This window comes from Erysipelothrix sp. HDW6B (assembly GCF_011301115.1).
GTDB classification, from domain to species: Bacteria; Bacillota_I; Bacilli_A; order Erysipelotrichales; family Erysipelotrichaceae; genus Erysipelothrix; species Erysipelothrix anatis.
The window spans coordinates 2,216,078-2,234,572 of sequence record NZ_CP049860.1; the positions used below are offsets into that span (position 1 = coordinate 2,216,078).

15 protein-coding genes and 5 rRNA genes are annotated in these 18,495 nt (G+C 41.7%); 4 read left to right on the plus strand and 16 right to left on the minus strand.

The genetic code is table 11. The features are described from left to right. Nucleotides 1-82 precede the first annotated feature (82 nt). From G7061_RS10640 to G7061_RS10675, 8 genes are all read right to left on the minus strand, one after another. On the minus strand, nucleotides 83-280 hold the full coding sequence (locus tag G7061_RS10640) for a cold-shock protein (protein WP_159637761.1): 198 nt from the start codon (nucleotides 278-280) through the stop codon (nucleotides 83-85). 81 nt (nucleotides 281-361) lie between these two features. After that, nucleotides 362-826: a ComF family protein gene (locus G7061_RS10645; protein WP_159637763.1), complete on the minus strand. Its 465-nt coding sequence runs from the start codon at nucleotides 824-826 to the stop codon at nucleotides 362-364. An 86-nt stretch (nucleotides 827-912) separates the two neighbouring features. Beyond that, entirely contained in the window at nucleotides 913-1,944 is a 1,032-nt protein-coding gene (locus G7061_RS10650; RefSeq protein WP_166121200.1) for a helicase-related protein, read from the minus strand. 142 nt (nucleotides 1,945-2,086) lie between these two features. Continuing rightward, entirely contained in the window at nucleotides 2,087-2,641 is a 555-nt protein-coding gene (locus G7061_RS10655; protein ID WP_159639526.1) for a haloacid dehalogenase-like hydrolase, read from the minus strand. Beyond that, nucleotides 2,628-3,215: a PolC-type DNA polymerase III gene (locus tag G7061_RS10660; RefSeq protein WP_159639527.1), complete on the minus strand. Its 588-nt coding sequence runs from the start codon at nucleotides 3,213-3,215 to the stop codon at nucleotides 2,628-2,630. Before G7061_RS10660 ends, G7061_RS10655 begins: the two co-directional genes overlap by 14 nt. An 80-nt stretch (nucleotides 3,216-3,295) precedes the next feature. Beyond that, nucleotides 3,296-3,877, minus strand: coding sequence for a hypothetical protein (locus G7061_RS10665; protein ID WP_166082476.1), 582 nt, complete (start codon nucleotides 3,875-3,877; stop codon nucleotides 3,296-3,298). After that, on the minus strand, nucleotides 3,877-4,269 hold the full coding sequence (locus G7061_RS10670; RefSeq protein WP_159639529.1) for an arsenic metallochaperone ArsD family protein: 393 nt from the start codon (nucleotides 4,267-4,269) through the stop codon (nucleotides 3,877-3,879). The genes G7061_RS10665 and G7061_RS10670 overlap by 1 nt, the downstream gene beginning before the upstream one ends. After that, nucleotides 4,269-5,276: a glycosyltransferase family 4 protein gene (locus tag G7061_RS10675; RefSeq protein ID WP_159637775.1), complete on the minus strand. Its 1,008-nt coding sequence runs from the start codon at nucleotides 5,274-5,276 to the stop codon at nucleotides 4,269-4,271. The genes G7061_RS10670 and G7061_RS10675 overlap by 1 nt, the downstream gene beginning before the upstream one ends. 139 nt (nucleotides 5,277-5,415) lie before the next feature. On the opposite strand from G7061_RS10675, the gene G7061_RS10680 reads away from it, so the two are divergent. From G7061_RS10680 to G7061_RS10695, 4 genes are all read left to right on the plus strand, one after another. Then, nucleotides 5,416-5,922: a transcription repressor NadR gene (locus G7061_RS10680; RefSeq protein ID WP_166121204.1), complete on the plus strand. Its 507-nt coding sequence runs from the start codon at nucleotides 5,416-5,418 to the stop codon at nucleotides 5,920-5,922. A gap of 71 nt (nucleotides 5,923-5,993) precedes the next feature. After that, a complete protein-coding gene (locus G7061_RS10685) occupies nucleotides 5,994-6,512 on the plus strand; it encodes a hypothetical protein (protein WP_159637779.1) in 519 nt (172 codons plus the stop codon). A gap of 24 nt (nucleotides 6,513-6,536) precedes the next feature. Beyond that, nucleotides 6,537-6,896, plus strand: a complete 360-nt coding sequence (locus G7061_RS10690) for an arsenate reductase family protein (protein ID WP_166121207.1) — start codon at nucleotides 6,537-6,539, stop codon at nucleotides 6,894-6,896. Further along, nucleotides 6,893-7,612, plus strand: a complete 720-nt coding sequence (locus G7061_RS10695; RefSeq protein ID WP_159639532.1) for a YaaA family protein — start codon at nucleotides 6,893-6,895, stop codon at nucleotides 7,610-7,612. Before G7061_RS10690 ends, G7061_RS10695 begins: the two co-directional genes overlap by 4 nt. Before the next feature lie 230 nt (nucleotides 7,613-7,842). Here G7061_RS10695 and rplA read toward each other — a convergent pair whose 3' ends face one another. The 8 genes from rplA to G7061_RS10735 form a co-directional block, all read right to left on the minus strand. Further along, on the minus strand, nucleotides 7,843-8,526 hold the full coding sequence (gene rplA, locus G7061_RS10700) for a 50S ribosomal protein L1 (RefSeq protein ID WP_159637785.1): 684 nt from the start codon (nucleotides 8,524-8,526) through the stop codon (nucleotides 7,843-7,845). A 5-nt stretch (nucleotides 8,527-8,531) separates the two neighbouring features. Continuing rightward, nucleotides 8,532-8,954, minus strand: coding sequence for a 50S ribosomal protein L11 (rplK, locus tag G7061_RS10705; protein ID WP_159639533.1), 423 nt, complete (start codon nucleotides 8,952-8,954; stop codon nucleotides 8,532-8,534). Nucleotides 8,955-9,090: 136 nt separating this feature from the next. Then, nucleotides 9,091-10,008 carry an aldo/keto reductase family oxidoreductase gene (locus G7061_RS10710; protein WP_166121211.1) on the minus strand — a complete coding sequence of 306 codons (918 nt, stop codon included), beginning with the start codon at nucleotides 10,006-10,008 and terminating at the stop codon, nucleotides 9,091-9,093. Nucleotides 10,009-10,083: 75 nt separating this feature from the next. Beyond that, nucleotides 10,084-10,197: ribosomal RNA gene (rrf, locus tag G7061_RS10715) — 5S ribosomal RNA — on the minus strand. A 65-nt stretch (nucleotides 10,198-10,262) separates the two neighbouring features. Continuing rightward, a 23S ribosomal RNA gene (locus tag G7061_RS10720) occupies nucleotides 10,263-13,170 on the minus strand. A gap of 290 nt (nucleotides 13,171-13,460) precedes the next feature. Next, nucleotides 13,461-14,997: ribosomal RNA gene (locus G7061_RS10725) — 16S ribosomal RNA — on the minus strand. A 368-nt stretch (nucleotides 14,998-15,365) separates the two neighbouring features. Continuing rightward, nucleotides 15,366-15,479: ribosomal RNA gene (rrf, locus tag G7061_RS10730) — 5S ribosomal RNA — on the minus strand. 65 nt (nucleotides 15,480-15,544) lie between these two features. Next, nucleotides 15,545-18,452: ribosomal RNA gene (locus G7061_RS10735) — 23S ribosomal RNA — on the minus strand. The 16S, 23S and 5S rRNA genes sit together here, the layout of an rRNA operon. Nucleotides 18,453-18,495 lie beyond the last annotated feature (43 nt).

Here is an 18,495-nt window from a genome sequence, read left to right on the forward strand (position 1 = left end):
CATGCCTCCATTCATTTTTTATTGTATCATAATCATTATTGATATGAAATCATTAAAAAAGTTGGCAGATGCCAACTTTTCTTTAGATTCTAACGATGTTATGTGCCTGTAAGCCTCGCTCGGTATCCATTAATTCGAACTCGACATCAGTTCCTTCTTCGATAGTCTTGAACCCCTCCATCACAAGGTGTGAATAGTGAAAGAATACATCACTATCTTCTGTTGTTGTGATAAATCCGAATCCTTTGTTCTTATTGAACTTTTTTACTTTTCCTTGCATTTCAAATCCTATACCTTTCTACATCTGACATGTTTGATTATACGTCAGAGCCACTTAAAAGACAAGTGAAATCGCTTACTTTTATTTTTCGAAACGCTTAGAATATGAAATTGAAATGCCCTTAACACTTTTAACATAAGGCTTAACAAGTCTCATACAAGCCTCTAAACTCGATCCTGAACTAATAATATCGTCAACAACTACTACATCTTTGTTTTTTATTTTTGTGAACGCAACTAGGATAATATTATTAGCAATGTCGGTTCGATCTGATACGTTAGTTTGGTCATGCAATGCTTTGTTTTCAAAAATAGAGTGCGAGACAATTCCAGCACAATCAAGAAGATACTCGACATGATGAAAACTTCGTGATATTTGAGAATCTCGACGCGACGGAACAACTACAACCATTTTATCACGTGTGTATTTCTTTAATTTTTTCTTAACTCGCCACATGATAGGTTTCGCTAATGAACGATCACGGCCATCTTTATATCGCAACAGCAAGACCCGAACCGTAGTTTCGTATTTGTAGAAACTGAGCACCTCAAATTCTCCAATTTTTAATTTCAATACGTTTGTTGATAACTGGCACAATCCACACAAATGCGGATTATCAAAAAAATAGTCAATTATGCCTTTTCCTGCATCGACTGATTTAAAACACCCCGCGCAGCATCGTTCGCAATTTTGATTCGATCGACACACGATAGTAACGAAGTTGAATACTCGCGACAGTAGAAAACAACAGTACCTTTTAATGGTTTCATTCCTCTCATTACCCGCCCTGCAATTTGAACAAGTGACGATTCACTAAAAACCCTGTGATGTGCTTCATAAACACAAACATAACAATTTTCGAAGGTAACCCCCCGCTCCAATATTGTTGTACAAACAATCCAATTTCGCTTTTCCCGGAATGTTGATAAAATACTTTCCTTGTCAACGCATTCCGAGGTTATCAACGCACACCGCAAGAGTCGCGATATACCCTTTCCTATTTTCATAGTTGGAACGAATATAAGTACCATTTCCCCTTTCAAATTCATAAGATCTTGAAGCAATGTAATAATTGGAAAATATCGACATTTGACAGTAGGAACTGGTAGAAGTTTACCGCTGGGTCGTAATGGAACAACAATACGATGTACATGATCAACATCATATGTGGCAGATAGATATAAAAACGTCCCTCGACAAGCTAGTTTTGCAAAACGCAGAAGAAGGGCGTCATTCACAAACGGAAATGCATCCGGCTCATCGAGTATCAGGACATCAAAATACTGAGGATAACGAAAAAGTTGATGCGTTGTGCAAATAATCAAATCACCCGCCAATTTATCAACACATCCACCAAATACTGCAGTAACATGATAGTCTTCCAAATACGACTGAATTCGTTCTGCTAGTTCAATAACGACTTCTCGTCTCGGAATTGCCCACCCAACATTTAATCCCTTTTCAAGGAGATATCGTAAAACAGGAATACAGATTTCTGTTTTACCCGCTCCACAAACTGCATCAACGAAGATTGACTGTTTCAAGATACGATCGATAATCTGATTACTCGCACGTTGCTGTATATTTGTAAGCTTTAAAGATCGCTTTTCTATTGCATTTTTATGTGGTAAACTCGATTCATCTTCAAGATTAAAATATTGCATAAAGCAACATCTCTTACAAAAAGACTCCGAAATCAAGTTTTCGTTATCCTCCAAACACTTCCAGCACATTCTCATTACATCACCTCTATCAAATATGATAACTATGATAGAAATCCTAAAAAAAAAGTAACAGTTCAAACTGTTACCATGGTTTTAAATCATTTCCGACAACAAAATAGCTTTCTTTCGCATACTGAGCTAATGGGTCATCTGAATAAGAATCAGAATAAAATGACTCCATTTCAGATAAATCATACAACTCTCGCATACGACGGACTTTTTCAGCAGCATAACAGTTTTCACCATCATGAGCACCAGTATGTTTATCCACCCGACTTGCAATTAAACTTAATCCCAATTCTTCAACAACAATCGGTTCCAAAAGAAACTCAGGAGAAGCAGAGATAATTAAATCATCCTCACGACGTTGATCAAAGTACCATTGTTTAATTTTGTGCTTATGCTCTGCCCAAAACTCTAAAACACGTAAATCAATATCCTCAATCTCTTTAAAATACTCATAAAATACAGTTTTCATTTCAGTTTTACTGATTTTACCGCGTTTATAATCAGCAGCTGCTTTCGTTTGTTTCAACCATAACTTAGATAGCTTCTTATCTTTCCTCAAGTTAAACTTGTAGAAGTCAATTGAACTATCTCCATCATAAATCGTTTTATCCCAATCATATACGTTCATAATAACCCTCTCTTTCACGCTTTTGCTCACGCAACGTTAAGTATTTTTCTCTCATTTTAAGGAAAACCTGCGCTGTTTGAAGGCTGTCATCAAATCCACGATGACCGATCTTTCGTTCAACGCCAAAATACTCACATAAAGTTTCTAATTTGTGGTTTTTAATATCTTTATTTAACAATCTCGAGATACGGAGTGTATCAATATAGTCATTACGCATGATCCCATCCATACAAACACTGTAAGCGTCATAAATCAAAAAGTAATCAAATTGCACATTATGACCAAGAATAATATCATCACCAATAAATGCAACCACTTCCTCTATCACTTCTTCGATATAAGGTGCGTCCTCAAGCATCTCGTCTGTTATGCCCGTTAAGGATACCACAAAAGGAAGGATACTATTTCTTGCCTTAACAAGTGTAGAAAAAGAATCCACAACAACACCATTTCGATAACGAATTGCGCTAATCTCTGTAATGTCATGAAATTTATTACTTCGACCTGTTGTTTCTAAATCGATTACTGTAAAGTTTGTTACAAATTGCAACAAATTTTTGCCTACATATCGCATAACTACCTCTGTTCTAGAGATATTGTAACATAACTATCCCTGTACTAAAACTAAGCATAAAAATAACCCTGTCAGCAGGGTTATTTGTAATCCACAACACCAATCCAACGGCTTTGGTTTCCGTCACTACCATCCTTATGATAACTTATTACAAGTTTTTCAACAGGACTCAGTATAAACGTATATTCATCAAATACCTCATTCGACTTTAACTCATAAACGCCAAACCTTGCTTCTACATCACTTAAAGGCGTTTCAAATGTCAAAAACTCATTTACTACGATATCTACGGATACATCGCCGCCAAAAGTTCTATTTTCAGCATATATCTCTGCAATTTTTGCATCTGACATTGTCACTTCTTGGTCACTGTCGTTACTAAACGTTACTTTTATGATATTGTCATTATTTCTTAAATACATATTACTCATTTTTGTTTTTGGCGGCATTACTTGATCAATATCCTGTTCAGGAACCCACCCATTCGCAACGAACTCTTGATACGGAGCCGGTAGAACGTACTTTACGCCTTTTAGAGACAAATTTAGTGACGTTTCCAAAACGATTTCAGGCTCTACCGGCTTAACTATTTCAGGGTCTTTAGAGCCACATCCTATCAATAAGACTAAAAAAACACCAACGATAGAAATTTTTTTTATCATTAAAAATCCTCCATGTCGTCGTCATACGGATCTAGATAGACATCTGTCCCTACACCACAACACAAACCGATTCTGCCAGTATTTGCAGCAGTAAATAACTCACTTTTTTCCACAATTCCAGAAAAAATCGATTCATCTATCTTCAGAATGGCAGACAATTCCTTAGCTTTAGGATATGCCCCCGAATGAACAATCTCGCCATCCAAGACAAGAACAGGCAATATTAGGTTAAACTGGTTTGATGCGTGATTATCATCAATACGTTGAATATTAATGCCGCTATCTTGCAACGTATCAATTAATTTATCAAAATTTTCACGTCTAATATCTGTACTAATACCTAATAACGAGGTTGCCAAATCTACTGACGATTCATAAATTTTTAATTCCATCAATACTCCCCCTTTAACACTCGCTCATAAACATCCTTCAATTGAATTCCAATTTCTTTTATACTTCGTTCTTCGGCAACTTTATATGCAGCCTCTGTTGTCGAGGGTAATTCATCCCTTAAATATGCTCGAATCAAGTAGACAAAGTCACGGATTGAATTTCCTTTATAACAACTTTCCTCATGAACCAACCATGGGTCATAGACACCAATATCACGAACAATGGTTTGACAACGGGAAGCTAAAGCCTCCAAGACTACGATTCCTTCAGTTTCTTCATACGATGGGAAAAAGAATACATCTGCTGATGCATAAGCACCTTCGATAATGTCACCCTTTATGTATCCAGGCAAAATTACATTATTCGGCTTCTCACGAATTGCATCTCTAACCTTAGATGTGACACTCGCTAGTGGCGTGTGTCCAAACCAAATAAATGTGTACTCCGGCAATGCACGTGCGACTTCCATAAAATCGGGGAGTCCTTTACGCTCAAAATACAATCCGACTGAAATAATCACTTTACGATCTTCCGGTAAGTTGAAATATTCTCTAAATGCCTTTACCTTCGAGTCATCATGTGTAAAACGAGCCAAGTCTATACCGTTAGAAACAGCTTGAATGGGTTTCTCTATACCATACGATTCAAGAATTTCTTTAGCATATGGAGTCGGTGTTAATATATAATCACCTAACTCATAACTTGAAATAATATGCATTTTAAAAAGTGGTGATAGTTGGTTAGAGAATATGAAAGAATTTCTAAAATCTTCCTCTGTTGAGTGAGCATGGTATACGACTTTTTTCCCCTCTTTACGGGCTTTATTAGCCATAGCACGTGCCGCTAGATCGACTGTGTTAATGTGTACGATATCATAAGAATCATTTTCATCAGTTGTAAATGGAACACCCGCTTCTGTCAATGCTCTGACTTGATGCTTCATTGCTCTCCCAATTCCTGATTTACTTAAGGCTTTTTCACCTCGTTGATATAATAAGACTTTCATAAATACCACCTTTGCTGTATCATTATTACTAATACAGTACCACTATGTACTTTCACTGTCAATTCGCAAACTGCGATAAAAATCCTACTGTATTTAGAAGATAAATTCATTAACTATATAGAAAGATTGAGGGAGTATAATGACCGGAGAAAAACGAAGGATTTCGATTGTTGAATTACTTATGCGAGAACAAAAAAGCCCACTTAGTGCCCAGTATATTGCCAGTATCTTTAAGGTTTCTCGACAAATTATCGTAGGTGATATCGCACTTTTGCGAGCACAAGGTGTTAAAATCCAAGCGACACCGCGAGGCTATATTATCAATCAAACCGATAAACGCCCTCACTATATTATTCCTGTCGCACACCATAATGAAGACACACGAAGAGAATTGTCGTTACTGGTCGACAATGATGTTTCTGTGATTGATGTGACCGTGGAACACCCAATTTATGGTGAAATTACTGGTCAACTCAATATCAATACGCATGAAGATATTGAGGCATTCATTAATAAAAATGGAACGCTACTGTCTTCACTTACAGATGGCATTCATATCCACACGATTGCATGCAATGATGATGCACACTATCAATGTATTCTTAAACTTCTGAGAAAACATAATCTTCTTTATGAATCAAACTAAGCTAGGTGTCTTGACACCTAGCTTTTATTTATTTACTATAGTCCTAGGTGTCAAGACACCTAGGAGAAACTATGAAAACAACAAAGAATATTACCTTGAGTGCCATTTTAATTGCAATGGGAATTGCGATTCCCACTTTTATGCCTAAGTTCATTTTGCCCCCAGCATCCTATACACTAGCGTCACACGTGCCAATCTTCATTGCAATGTTTATATCCCCCGTAACGGCGGTTTCTGTGGCTCTAGGGACAGCCTTCGGCTTTCTTATGACAACTACACCGGAAATTGCTGCACGTGCTCTATCACATGTTATCTTCGCTACGATCGGTGCTCTATATTTGCAAAAGCACCCTGCACTTATCAAAAGTAAAAAACAGTTACTTATTTTCAATATTATCATTGCCATTATCCACGCAAGTTCAGAAGTTCTGGTAGTCACACCATTTTACTTCACTAAAACTCTAGCCCAGAATAGTAGTTACATCGTTAATATCATACTTCTTGTTGGTATCGGCGGGTTTATCCACAGTATAATTGATTTCTTCATTGCTCAAACAGTCTTCGGCAAAGTAAAAACTGTGATAAGATAGTGTTACTGGCTTGGAGGCAGTGATATGAAAACACAATTTATTTGCTATAAGAAATGCTCAACCTGTAAGAAAGCAGAAAAGCTACTCAGATTACTTAGCGTCGACTTTGATCTACGCGAAATAATGGACGAAAACCCAACATCTGAAGAATTACATTCATGGATAAAAACAAGTGGGCTTCCACTAAAATCCTTTTTCAATACGTCAGGTATTATGTATCGAGAGCTACACTTGAAAGATAAACTTCCAACTTTAACCGATGATGAAGCTATCGATTTACTCGCAACATCTGGTCGACTCGTGAAGCGGCCAATTCTAATTCATGATAATAAAGTCTTGGTAGGATTTAAAGAAAGTGATTACTTAGAGTTGTTCGAAAAATGATTACATTAATTTCCCCAACGAAAACGATGGTTGAGTCACCATTGAACTATCATCAAGTACCTATATTTAACAAAGAATCTCTTTTGATATTTAATGAACTCAATCAACTTGATTTCAATCAAGCAAAAAAAGTTTATAAGGCTTCCGACAAAATTGTCTATAAATCTCTAGAAATGATTAATAACTACCATCCTTGTGGTGCTGCAATATTTTCATTTAAAGGTGCTTCATTTAAATCTATGAATGTAGATTCATGGTCAAAAACTGATCTTGAATATGCTAATACACACTTAATTATACTTTCTTCACTCTTTGGCTTACATAAGCCTTTTGATACTATTGCACCATATCGTTTGGATTATCTAAGCGCTATTTCTATAGATTTATATAACTATTGGACAGATTATGTGACAGAGTATATAAATTCACTCCAATTGCCTGTAGTTAATTTAGCCTCAAAAGAGTATTCAAACTCTGTAGACTTTTCAAAAATCGATGGTCCCGTTATTAATATAGAGTTTAGAGAATTTGATGGAGTTAAATATACAGCAAAATCAACTTATGTTAAATCTGCAAGAGGTGCATTTGTGCAAGAAATCGTCAAGAATAAAGTAAGCACAGTTAATGCTCTTAAATCAATCTCTGTCAACGGATACAAATTTCAACGCGATCTTTCAAATGATTCAACGTTTGTATATATTCATTCAACAAACTAGCTAGAGATTTAGACAGTATAACTATTAATTTATAGTAAAACCGCACCAATACGGTACGGTTTTTTTATGCATACGCAGCAACCTTAGCGAATGAAAATTGTATTGATGTCCAGGAAATATACGGAACTATTGACATTCAATGACGATAACTACATCTATTTATTGATATTTACATGATGTATTTTCTCAAAATTAAATAAAAAAAAGAAGCCGAGGCTTCTTTAGTAGTTTTAGTCAATTGCAACTTTTAATCCAGGACCCATTGTTGTAGTAATTACAAGGTTCTTAATGTAAGTACCTTTTACAGCAGCAGGACGTGCTTTAACGATTGTGTCGTTAAGTGCTTTAAAGTTTTCAATGATTGCTGAATCATCAAATGAAAGTTTACCAATAATTGTATTGATGTTTGATTCTTTATCAACACGGTATTCGATTTTACCTTTTTTGATTTCTTCAACAGCTTTTGTAACATCCATAGTTACAGTTCCTGTTTTAGGGTTAGGCATTAATCCTTTAGGTCCTAGAACGCGTCCTAGTTTACCTAATTCACCCATCATGTCTGGTGTAGCAACGATAACATCGAAGTCAAACCATCCATTTTTTACTTCCTCAAGAATTTCTTTACCACCAACAAAATCTGCTCCTGCATCTTTTGCTTCTTGCTCTTTAGCACCTTGAGTTACAACTAATACTTTTTGTGAACGACCTGTACCATGTGGCAATACCATTGCTCCACGGATTTGTTGATCAGCGTGACGTGGATCAACATTTAGGTTATATGAAATTTCGACTGTTGGATCGAATTTAACAAAGTTAGCTTCTCTTAAAGTTTTCAATGCTTCTTCGATTGTATAAACTTTTGAACGATCGACTAATTCTCCAACTTTTTTGTAGTTTTTAGTTTTTTTAGCCATTTGAATTATGCCTCCATTCCTTCAATTGCGATACCCATATTTTTTGCTGTACCAGCAACAATACGCATAGCACCTTCAACGTCATTTGCGTTTAAGTCAGGTAATTTGTACTCTGCAATTTCACGCAATTGTGCTTCTGTGATTGTTCCAGCAATAGCTTTGCTTGGTGTTGCTGAACCACTTTTGATTCCAGCTGCACGTTTTAATAAAATTGAAGCAGGTGTTGTTTTTAAAGCGAAATCAAATGATTTATCATCAAATACTGTAATAACAACAGGTACGATATCTCCTGCGCGATCACGTGTTGCATCGTTAAATGCAGTTGTGAATTGAGGCATGTTAATTCCAACACCAGCTAATGCAGGTCCTGGTTTAGCTCCTCCAGCAGGGAATTGAAGTTTGGCAATTTTTGCAATTTTTTTACTCACACGACATTCCTCCTTGATTTTTGTCTGTGGTGTGGTTATCGAATGTTGCACACTCTCCCACACGAAAATGCCTATAAACAGGCTTAATTATTATATACTTTTGATACAACTAAGTCAACATTATAGTACCTAAAAATTAAGGTAAGATATTACCTGCAGCTCTATAAATTTCATACCACTCTGACCTTGTCAGAACTATTCCAGAACCTTTTGCAATACTCTCTATACGTCTAGGAGTCATGCTTCCGACTAGAACTTGCATTTGAGCTGGGTGTGTTAAAATCCAACTAACTGCAATCGCATCTTTTGCAACACCATATTTAACTCCAATATTGGTTAGCAATTCATTCAGTGCTTCGAATTTTGGATTATCTAAAAAAATCTCTTCAAAGTGTCCACTATAAAATGGCGACCACGCTTGTAAAGTAATTCCATTCATTCTTGCATGTTCAAGGATTCCCATTGCATAACCTACTGCAGCATCCGTCTTCATGTTAACGTTAAAACCAGCGTCGATCATCGGAGTGTGACGAATCGAAAACTGTACTTGATTAGTTAAGATAGGAAACTCCAACTCGGTCTTTAGCAATTCTATTTGATATGGATTTTGATTGCTTACTCCAAAATTGCGAACAATACCCTCACTATGCAATTGTTTGAATGCCTCATTAACTTCAAGCGGATCAAACAGTGTATCCGGTCTATGAAGAACTAATACATCCAAGTAATCCATCTGAAGACGTTTTAAGGATTCATGAACAGAACTAATTATATGTTCCTTTGAGAAGTCAAACATACCATCTCTAATACCGCATTTTGATTGCACTATAATTGAGTCTCTATCTATATCTAAAGACTTAACCGCTTGGCCAAAAATTACTTCCGATTCACCTTTACCATAGATATCAGCATGGTCAAAAAAGTTAATACCAGAATCTATTGACACTTTTACGATTTCTTTTGCTTCATCCAATGATTTACCAGCCATACGCATACATCCAAGTCCAATATTTGATACTTCAAGATTACTTTTTCCAAGTTTAAAATACTTCATAGAATCCTCCTAATTTTATAGTCTAACTATATCATAAATTGCATAAAAAAAAGACATCCAAATGGATGTCGAATTACCTGGCAATGAGCTATCTTCACTAACGCTGGGCTAGATATTGTCGCCGCTAAAGTGCTTAACTTCTGTGTTCGAGATGGGAACAGGTGTGACCACTTTGCTAGAATCACCAGATCATGAGAGTAATCTCTCAAAACTGAATAACAGAAGACTTTGTATCTTTTCAAATAGTCGTTATTGTGATTAAAACCTCGACCTATTAGTATCAGTCAGCTACACATATCACTATGCTTCCACCTCTGACCTATCAACCTGATCGTCTCTCAGGGGTCTTACTACTTACGTATGGGAAATCTCATCTTGGAGTTGGCTTCGTGCTTAGATGCTTTCAGCGCTTATCCAGTCCATACTTAGCTACCCAGCCATGCCCTTGGCAGGACAACTGGTACACCAGCGGTATGTCCATCCCGGTCCTCTCGTACTAGGGACAGCGCTCCTCAAATTTCCTACGCCCACAACAGATAGGGACCGAACTGTCTCACGACGTTCTGAACCCAGCTCGCGTACCGCTTTAATGGGCGGACAGCCCAACCCTTGGAACCGAATTCAGCTCCAGGATGCGATGAGCCGACATCGAGGTGCCAAACCTCGCCGTCGATGTGAACTCTTGGGCGAGATCAGCCTGTTATCCCCAGGGTAGCTTTTATCCGTTAAGCGACGGCCCTTCCACGTGGTACCGCCGGATCACTAAGCCCGACTTTCGTCCCTGCTCGACTTGTAGGTCTCGCAGTCAAGCACCCTTCTGCCTTTACGCTCGTCGATTGATTTCCAACCAATCTGAGGGTACCTTTGGGCGCCTCCGTTACTCTTTAGGAGGCGACCGCCCCAGTCAAACTGCCCACCTGACACTCTCCCGGACCCGGATTACGGGTCGCGGTTAGATCTTCAAACTTACAAGAGTGGTATCCCAATGGCGACTCCACATAAACTAGCGTTCATGCTTCATAGTCTCCCACCTATCCTGTACATGTAAATTCAAAGATCAATATCAAGCTACAGTAAAGCTCCATGGGGTCTTTCCGTCTAGTTGCGGGTAACCGGCATCTTTACCGGTACTAAGATTTCACCGAGTCTGCTGCCGAGACAGCGCCCAAATCGTTACGCCTTTCGTGCGGGTCGGAACTTACCCGACAAGGAATTTCGCTACCTTAGGACCGTTATAGTTACGGCCGCCGTTCACTGGGGCTTCAGTTCAATGCTTCGACTCATGGTCTAACACATCCCCTTAACCTTCCAGCACCGGGCAGGCGTCACCCCCTATACTTCGTCTTGCGACTTTGCAGAGAGCTGTGTTTTAGTTAAACAGTCGCTTGGGCCTCTTCACTGCGGCTCTTCTCTAAAAAGAGCACCCCTTCTCCCGAAGTTACGGGGTCATTTTGCCGAGTTCCTTGGCAACAGTTCTCTCGCTCACCTCAGGATTCTCTCCTTGCCTACCTGTGTCGGTTTTGGTACGGGCCAAACCATAATTAACGCTAGAAACTTTTCTTGAGAGCTGGCATCGGTTACTTCGCTACTTCCTCACGGGTTCACTCCTCATAACGCCTTTGCTTTATATGGCGGATTTGCCTACCATACGGCTCCTTCGCTTAAACCGGCTCTTCCATTCGCCGGCTTAACCTAGCCTTCTCTGTCATTCCTTCACTTATGGCTCGGGTACAGGAATATCAACCTGTTGTCCATCGACTACGCTTTTCAGCCTCATCTTAGGTCCCGACTTACCCAGGGCGGACGAGCCTTCCCCTGGAAACCTTAGGCAATCGGTGTGTCAGATTCTCACTGACATTTCGCTACTCACACCGGCATTCTCACTTCTATACGCTCCAACGCTCCTCACGGTACATCTTCAACGCTGTATAGAACGCTCCCCTACCACTTGTATTACTACAAATTCGCAGTTTCGGTATCATACTTAGCCCCGGTAAATTTTCGGCGCAGGGTCACTCGACTAGTGAGCTGTTACGCACTCTTTCAAGGGTGGCTGCTTCTAAGCCAACCTCCTAGTTGTCTGTGCATCCCCACATCCTTTTCCACTTAGCATGAATTTTGGGACCTTAACTGGCGATCTGGGCTGTTTCCCTTTTGACTACGGACCTTATCACCCATAGTCTGACTGCCATCTACTTCTCCACTGGCATTCGGAGTTTGATTATATTCAGTACCCCGAGATGGGGCCATCATACATTCAGTGCTCTACCTCCAGTGGCCTTACGATGACGCTAGCCCTAAAGCTATTTCGGGGAGAACCAGCTATATCAGAGTTCGATTGGTATTTCACCCCTAGCCACAACTCATCCGCCAGCTTTTCAACGATGGTCGGTTCGGTCCTCCATTTGGTTTCACCCAAACTTCAACCTGGTCATGGCTAGATCACTCTGTTTCGGGTCTACCACAATGTACTTCGCGCCCTATTAAGACTCGCTTTCGCTTCGGCTCCGTCTTTTCCAACTTAACCTTGCACATTATGAGTAACTCGCCGGTTCATTCTACAAAAGGCACGCCATCACCCTTTAACGGGCTCTGACTTCTTGTAAGCATACGGTTTCAGGATCTATTTCACTCCGCTTCCGCGGTTCTTTTCACCTTTCCCTCACGGTACTGGTTCACTATCGGTCACTAAGGAGTATTTAGCCTTACCGGGTGGTCCCGGTTGATTCCGACAAGGTTTCACGTGCCTCGCCGTACTCAGGATTCCACTAGGGTAATCGCAGCTTTCGTCTACAGGGTTTGCACCTTCTACGACTGGCCTTTCAATGCCATTCGACTAGCTTTAATTAATCCCACATTGTGGTCCTACTACCCCATCTCGAAGATGGTTTGGGCTCTTCCCGTTTCGCTCGCCACTACTCAGGGAATCACTGTTGTTTTCTTTTCCTCTTGCTACTAAGATGTTTCAATTCGCAAGGTTGCCTCACTATAGACTATGTATTCATCTATATGTAATACTGCATTACCAGTACTGGGTTCCCCCATTCGGATACCTCCGGATCGTTGAGTACGTACCTCTCCCCGGAGCATTTCGCTGTTAGTCGCGTCCTTCATCGGCTCTTAGTGCCTAGGCATCCACCGTACGCCCTTACATATTTAATCACATGTAATTTCGCGCCTGATTGTTTAAAATCAGTTTTTGTGTTTATCGCTTCGATAAACGTGTGTTCGCTTTGCTTTTAATTGCTTTTAGTTACTGTTTGTTTAACTTGATGTAAATCTAGTTTATACAACTATTCGAAAAGATATTCTGTTGATAACTTTATGTCTATCTATCTCTTCTGTTATTCAGTTTTCAAAGATCATTCTTTTGAAAAGCTTAATAGCCTCTCAAAACTAAACAGGAAACTCTTGTGTCAACTTCTGCTTCTTACTAAGTTATTACTCCTTAGAAAGGAGGTGATCCATCCCCACCTTCCGGTAGGGATACCTTGTTACGACTTAACCCCAATCATCGGTCCTACCTTCGACGGCTTCCTCCCTTTCGGGTTAGACCACCGGCTTCGGGTATTACCAACTCTCATGGTTTGACGGGCGGTGTGTACAAGGCCCGAGAACGTATTCACCGCGACATGCTGATTCGCGATTACTAGCGATTCCGACTTCATGGAGTCGAGTTGCAGACTCCAATCCGAACTGAGACGTACTTTCTGAGATTCGCTTCACATCACTGCTTCGCTGCCCTCTGTATACGCCATTGTAGTACGTGTGTAGCCCAGATCATAAGGGGCATGATGATTTGACGTCATCCCCACCTTCCTCCGGTTTATCACCGGCAGTCTCTCCAGAGTCCCCAACTTAATGCTGGTAACTGAAGACAAGGGTTGCGCTCGTTGCGGGACTTAACCCAACATCTCACGACACGAGCTGACGACAACCATGCACCACCTGTATCCGCCATAACTATTACATATCTCTATGCTTTTGCGCGGTATGTCAAGACCTGGTAAGGTTCTTCGCGTTGCTTCGAATTAAACCACATACTCCACCGCTTGTGCGGGCCCCCGTCAATTCCTTTGAGTTTTACGCTTGCGCGCATACTCCCCAGGCGGGATACTTATTGCGTTAACTACAGCACTGAATTTCTCCAACACTTAGTATCCATCGTTTACGGCGTGGACTACTAGGGTATCTAATCCTATTTGCTCCCCACGCTTTCGAGCCTCAGCGTCAGTTACAGGCCAGTTAGCCGCCTTCGCCACTGGTGTTCCTCCATATATCTACGCATTTTACCGCTACACATGGAATTCCACTAACCTCTCCTGTACTCAAGTCTACCAGTTTCTATGGCATCACGGGGTTGAGCCCCGAACTTTCACCATAAACTTAATAAACCGCCTGCGCTCCCTTTACGCCCAATAATTCCGGATAACGCTTGCCACCTACGTATTACCGCGGCTGCTGGCACGTAGTTAGCCGTGGCTTTCTGGTAAGGTACCGTCATATAGCTAGCATTCCCTCTAACTATCGTTCTTCCCTTACAACAGAGCTTTACAACCCGAAGGCCTTCTTCACTCACGCGGCGTTGCTCGGTCAGGGTTTCCCCCATTGCCGAAAATTCCCTACTGCTGCCTCCCGTAGGAGTCTGGGCCGTGTCTCAGTCCCAGTGTGGCCGGTCACCCTCTCAGGTCGGCTACGCATCATCGTCTTGGTGAGCCGTTACCTCACCAACTAACTAATGCGCCATAAGCCCATCTCATTGTGATGTATCCCATCTTTAATTAAATCAAGATGTCTTGACTTAACCTATCCGGTATTAGCTGACGTTTCCATCAGTTATCCCAGGCATTGAGGCAGGTTGCTTATGTATTACTCACCCGTTCGCCACTAAGATTGTAAGAAGCAAGCTTCTTACGCTCTTCGTTCGACTTGCATGTATTAGGCACGCCGCCAGCGTTCATCCTGAGCCAGGATCAAACTCTCCATTTGATTCTTTCTCATTTTTATACTCTGACGAGTTTTGTTTATTTCTTGTATTTCTTTTGAAATTGACGTTTCCTGTTTAGTTTTCAAAGACCATTTCGCACCCAAGTTCCCTTGAACGCTTGTACATAATACCACCCTATATCACTTGTGTCAACGCATTTTTCACATTTATTTAAAAGAGATTTAACTTTCTCTAGTTTCACTCTATTTCTCCTTTTTTATACACACTTCATCATGTTTTCTTCACCCTTTTTACCCTGACTTCCCTTTTCTTTTTATCCTTTTTCTACCCCTTCTTTTTAATCCTTTTCTTCCGCTTATGCCTTTCTCTCAATTGCATAAAAAAAAGACATCCAAATGGATGTCGAATTACCTGGCAATGAGCTATCTTCACTAACGCTGGGCTAGATATTGTCGCCGCTAAAGTGCTTAACTTCTGTGTTCGAGATGGGAACAGGTGTGACCACTTTGCTAGAATCACCAGATCATGAGAGTAATCTCTCAAAACTGAATAACAGAAGACTTTGTATCTTTTCAAATAGTCGTTATTGTGATTAAAACCTCGACCTATTAGTATCAGTCAGCTACACATATCACTATGCTTCCACCTCTGACCTATCAACCTGATCGTCTCTCAGGGGTCTTACTACTTACGTATGGGAAATCTCATCTTGGAGTTGGCTTCGTGCTTAGATGCTTTCAGCGCTTATCCAGTCCATACTTAGCTACCCAGCCATGCCCTTGGCAGGACAACTGGTACACCAGCGGTATGTCCATCCCGGTCCTCTCGTACTAGGGACAGCGCTCCTCAAATTTCCTACGCCCACAACAGATAGGGACCGAACTGTCTCACGACGTTCTGAACCCAGCTCGCGTACCGCTTTAATGGGCGGACAGCCCAACCCTTGGAACCGAATTCAGCTCCAGGATGCGATGAGCCGACATCGAGGTGCCAAACCTCGCCGTCGATGTGAACTCTTGGGCGAGATCAGCCTGTTATCCCCAGGGTAGCTTTTATCCGTTAAGCGACGGCCCTTCCACGTGGTACCGCCGGATCACTAAGCCCGACTTTCGTCCCTGCTCGACTTGTAGGTCTCGCAGTCAAGCACCCTTCTGCCTTTACGCTCGTCGATTGATTTCCAACCAATCTGAGGGTACCTTTGGGCGCCTCCGTTACTCTTTAGGAGGCGACCGCCCCAGTCAAACTGCCCACCTGACACTCTCCCGGACCCGGATTACGGGTCGCGGTTAGATCTTCAAACTTACAAGAGTGGTATCCCAATGGCGACTCCACATAAACTAGCGTTCATGCTTCATAGTCTCCCACCTATCCTGTACATGTAAATTCAAAGATCAATATCAAGCTACAGTAAAGCTCCATGGGGTCTTTCCGTCTAGTTGCGGGTAACCGGCATCTTTACCGGTACTAAGATTTCACCGAGTCTGCTGCCGAGACAGCGCCCAAATCGTTACGCCTTTCGTGCGGGTCGGAACTTACCCGACAAGGAATTTCGCTACCTTAGGACCGTTATAGTTACGGCCGCCGTTCACTGGGGCTTCAGTTCAATGCTTCGACTCATGGTCTAACACATCCCCTTAACCTTCCAGCACCGGGCAGGCGTCACCCCCTATACTTCGTCTTGCGACTTTGCAGAGAGCTGTGTTTTAGTTAAACAGTCGCTTGGGCCTCTTCACTGCGGCTCTTCTCTAAAAAGAGCACCCCTTCTCCCGAAGTTACGGGGTCATTTTGCCGAGTTCCTTGGCAACAGTTCTCTCGCTCACCTCAGGATTCTCTCCTTGCCTACCTGTGTCGGTTTTGGTACGGGCCAAACCATAATTAACGCTAGAAACTTTTCTTGAGAGCTGGCATCGGTTACTTCGCTACTTCCTCACGGGTTCACTCCTCATAACGCCTTTGCTTTATATGGCGGATTTGCCTACCATACGGCTCCTTCGCTTAAACCGGCTCTTCCATTCGCCGGCTTAACCTAGCCTTCTCTGTCATTCCTTCACTTATGGCTCGGGTACAGGAATATCAACCTGTTGTCCATCGACTACGCTTTTCAGCCTCATCTTAGGTCCCGACTTACCCAGGGCGGACGAGCCTTCCCCTGGAAACCTTAGGCAATCGGTGTGTCAGATTCTCACTGACATTTCGCTACTCACACCGGCATTCTCACTTCTATACGCTCCAACGCTCCTCACGGTACATCTTCAACGCTGTATAGAACGCTCCCCTACCACTTGTATTACTACAAATTCGCAGTTTCGGTATCATACTTAGCCCCGGTAAATTTTCGGCGCAGGGTCACTCGACTAGTGAGCTGTTACGCACTCTTTCAAGGGTGGCTGCTTCTAAGCCAACCTCCTAGTTGTCTGTGCATCCCCACATCCTTTTCCACTTAGCATGAATTTTGGGACCTTAACTGGCGATCTGGGCTGTTTCCCTTTTGACTACGGACCTTATCACCCATAGTCTGACTGCCATCTACTTCTCCACTGGCATTCGGAGTTTGATTATATTCAGTACCCCGAGATGGGGCCATCATACATTCAGTGCTCTACCTCCAGTGGCCTTACGATGACGCTAGCCCTAAAGCTATTTCGGGGAGAACCAGCTATATCAGAGTTCGATTGGTATTTCACCCCTAGCCACAACTCATCCGCCAGCTTTTCAACGATGGTCGGTTCGGTCCTCCATTTGGTTTCACCCAAACTTCAACCTGGTCATGGCTAGATCACTCTGTTTCGGGTCTACCACAATGTACTTCGCGCCCTATTAAGACTCGCTTTCGCTTCGGCTCCGTCTTTTCCAACTTAACCTTGCACATTATGAGTAACTCGCCGGTTCATTCTACAAAAGGCACGCCATCACCCTTTAACGGGCTCTGACTTCTTGTAAGCATACGGTTTCAGGATCTATTTCACTCCGCTTCCGCGGTTCTTTTCACCTTTCCCTCACGGTACTGGTTCACTATCGGTCACTAAGGAGTATTTAGCCTTACCGGGTGGTCCCGGTTGATTCCGACAAGGTTTCACGTGCCTCGCCGTACTCAGGATTCCACTAGGGTAATCGCAGCTTTCGTCTACAGGGTTTGCACCTTCTACGACTGGCCTTTCAATGCCATTCGACTAGCTTTAATTAATCCCACATTGTGGTCCTACTACCCCATCTCGAAGATGGTTTGGGCTCTTCCCGTTTCGCTCGCCACTACTCAGGGAATCACTGTTGTTTTCTTTTCCTCTTGCTACTAAGATGTTTCAATTCGCAAGGTTGCCTCACTATAGACTATGTATTCATCTATATGTAATACTGCATTACCAGTACTGGGTTCCCCCATTCGGATACCTCCGGATCGTTGAGTACGTACCTCTCCCCGGAGCATTTCGCTGTTAGTCGCGTCCTTCATCGGCTCTTAGTGCCTAGGCATCCACCGTACGCCCTTACATATTTAATCACATGTAATTTCGCGCCTGATTGTTTAAAATCAGTTTTTGTGT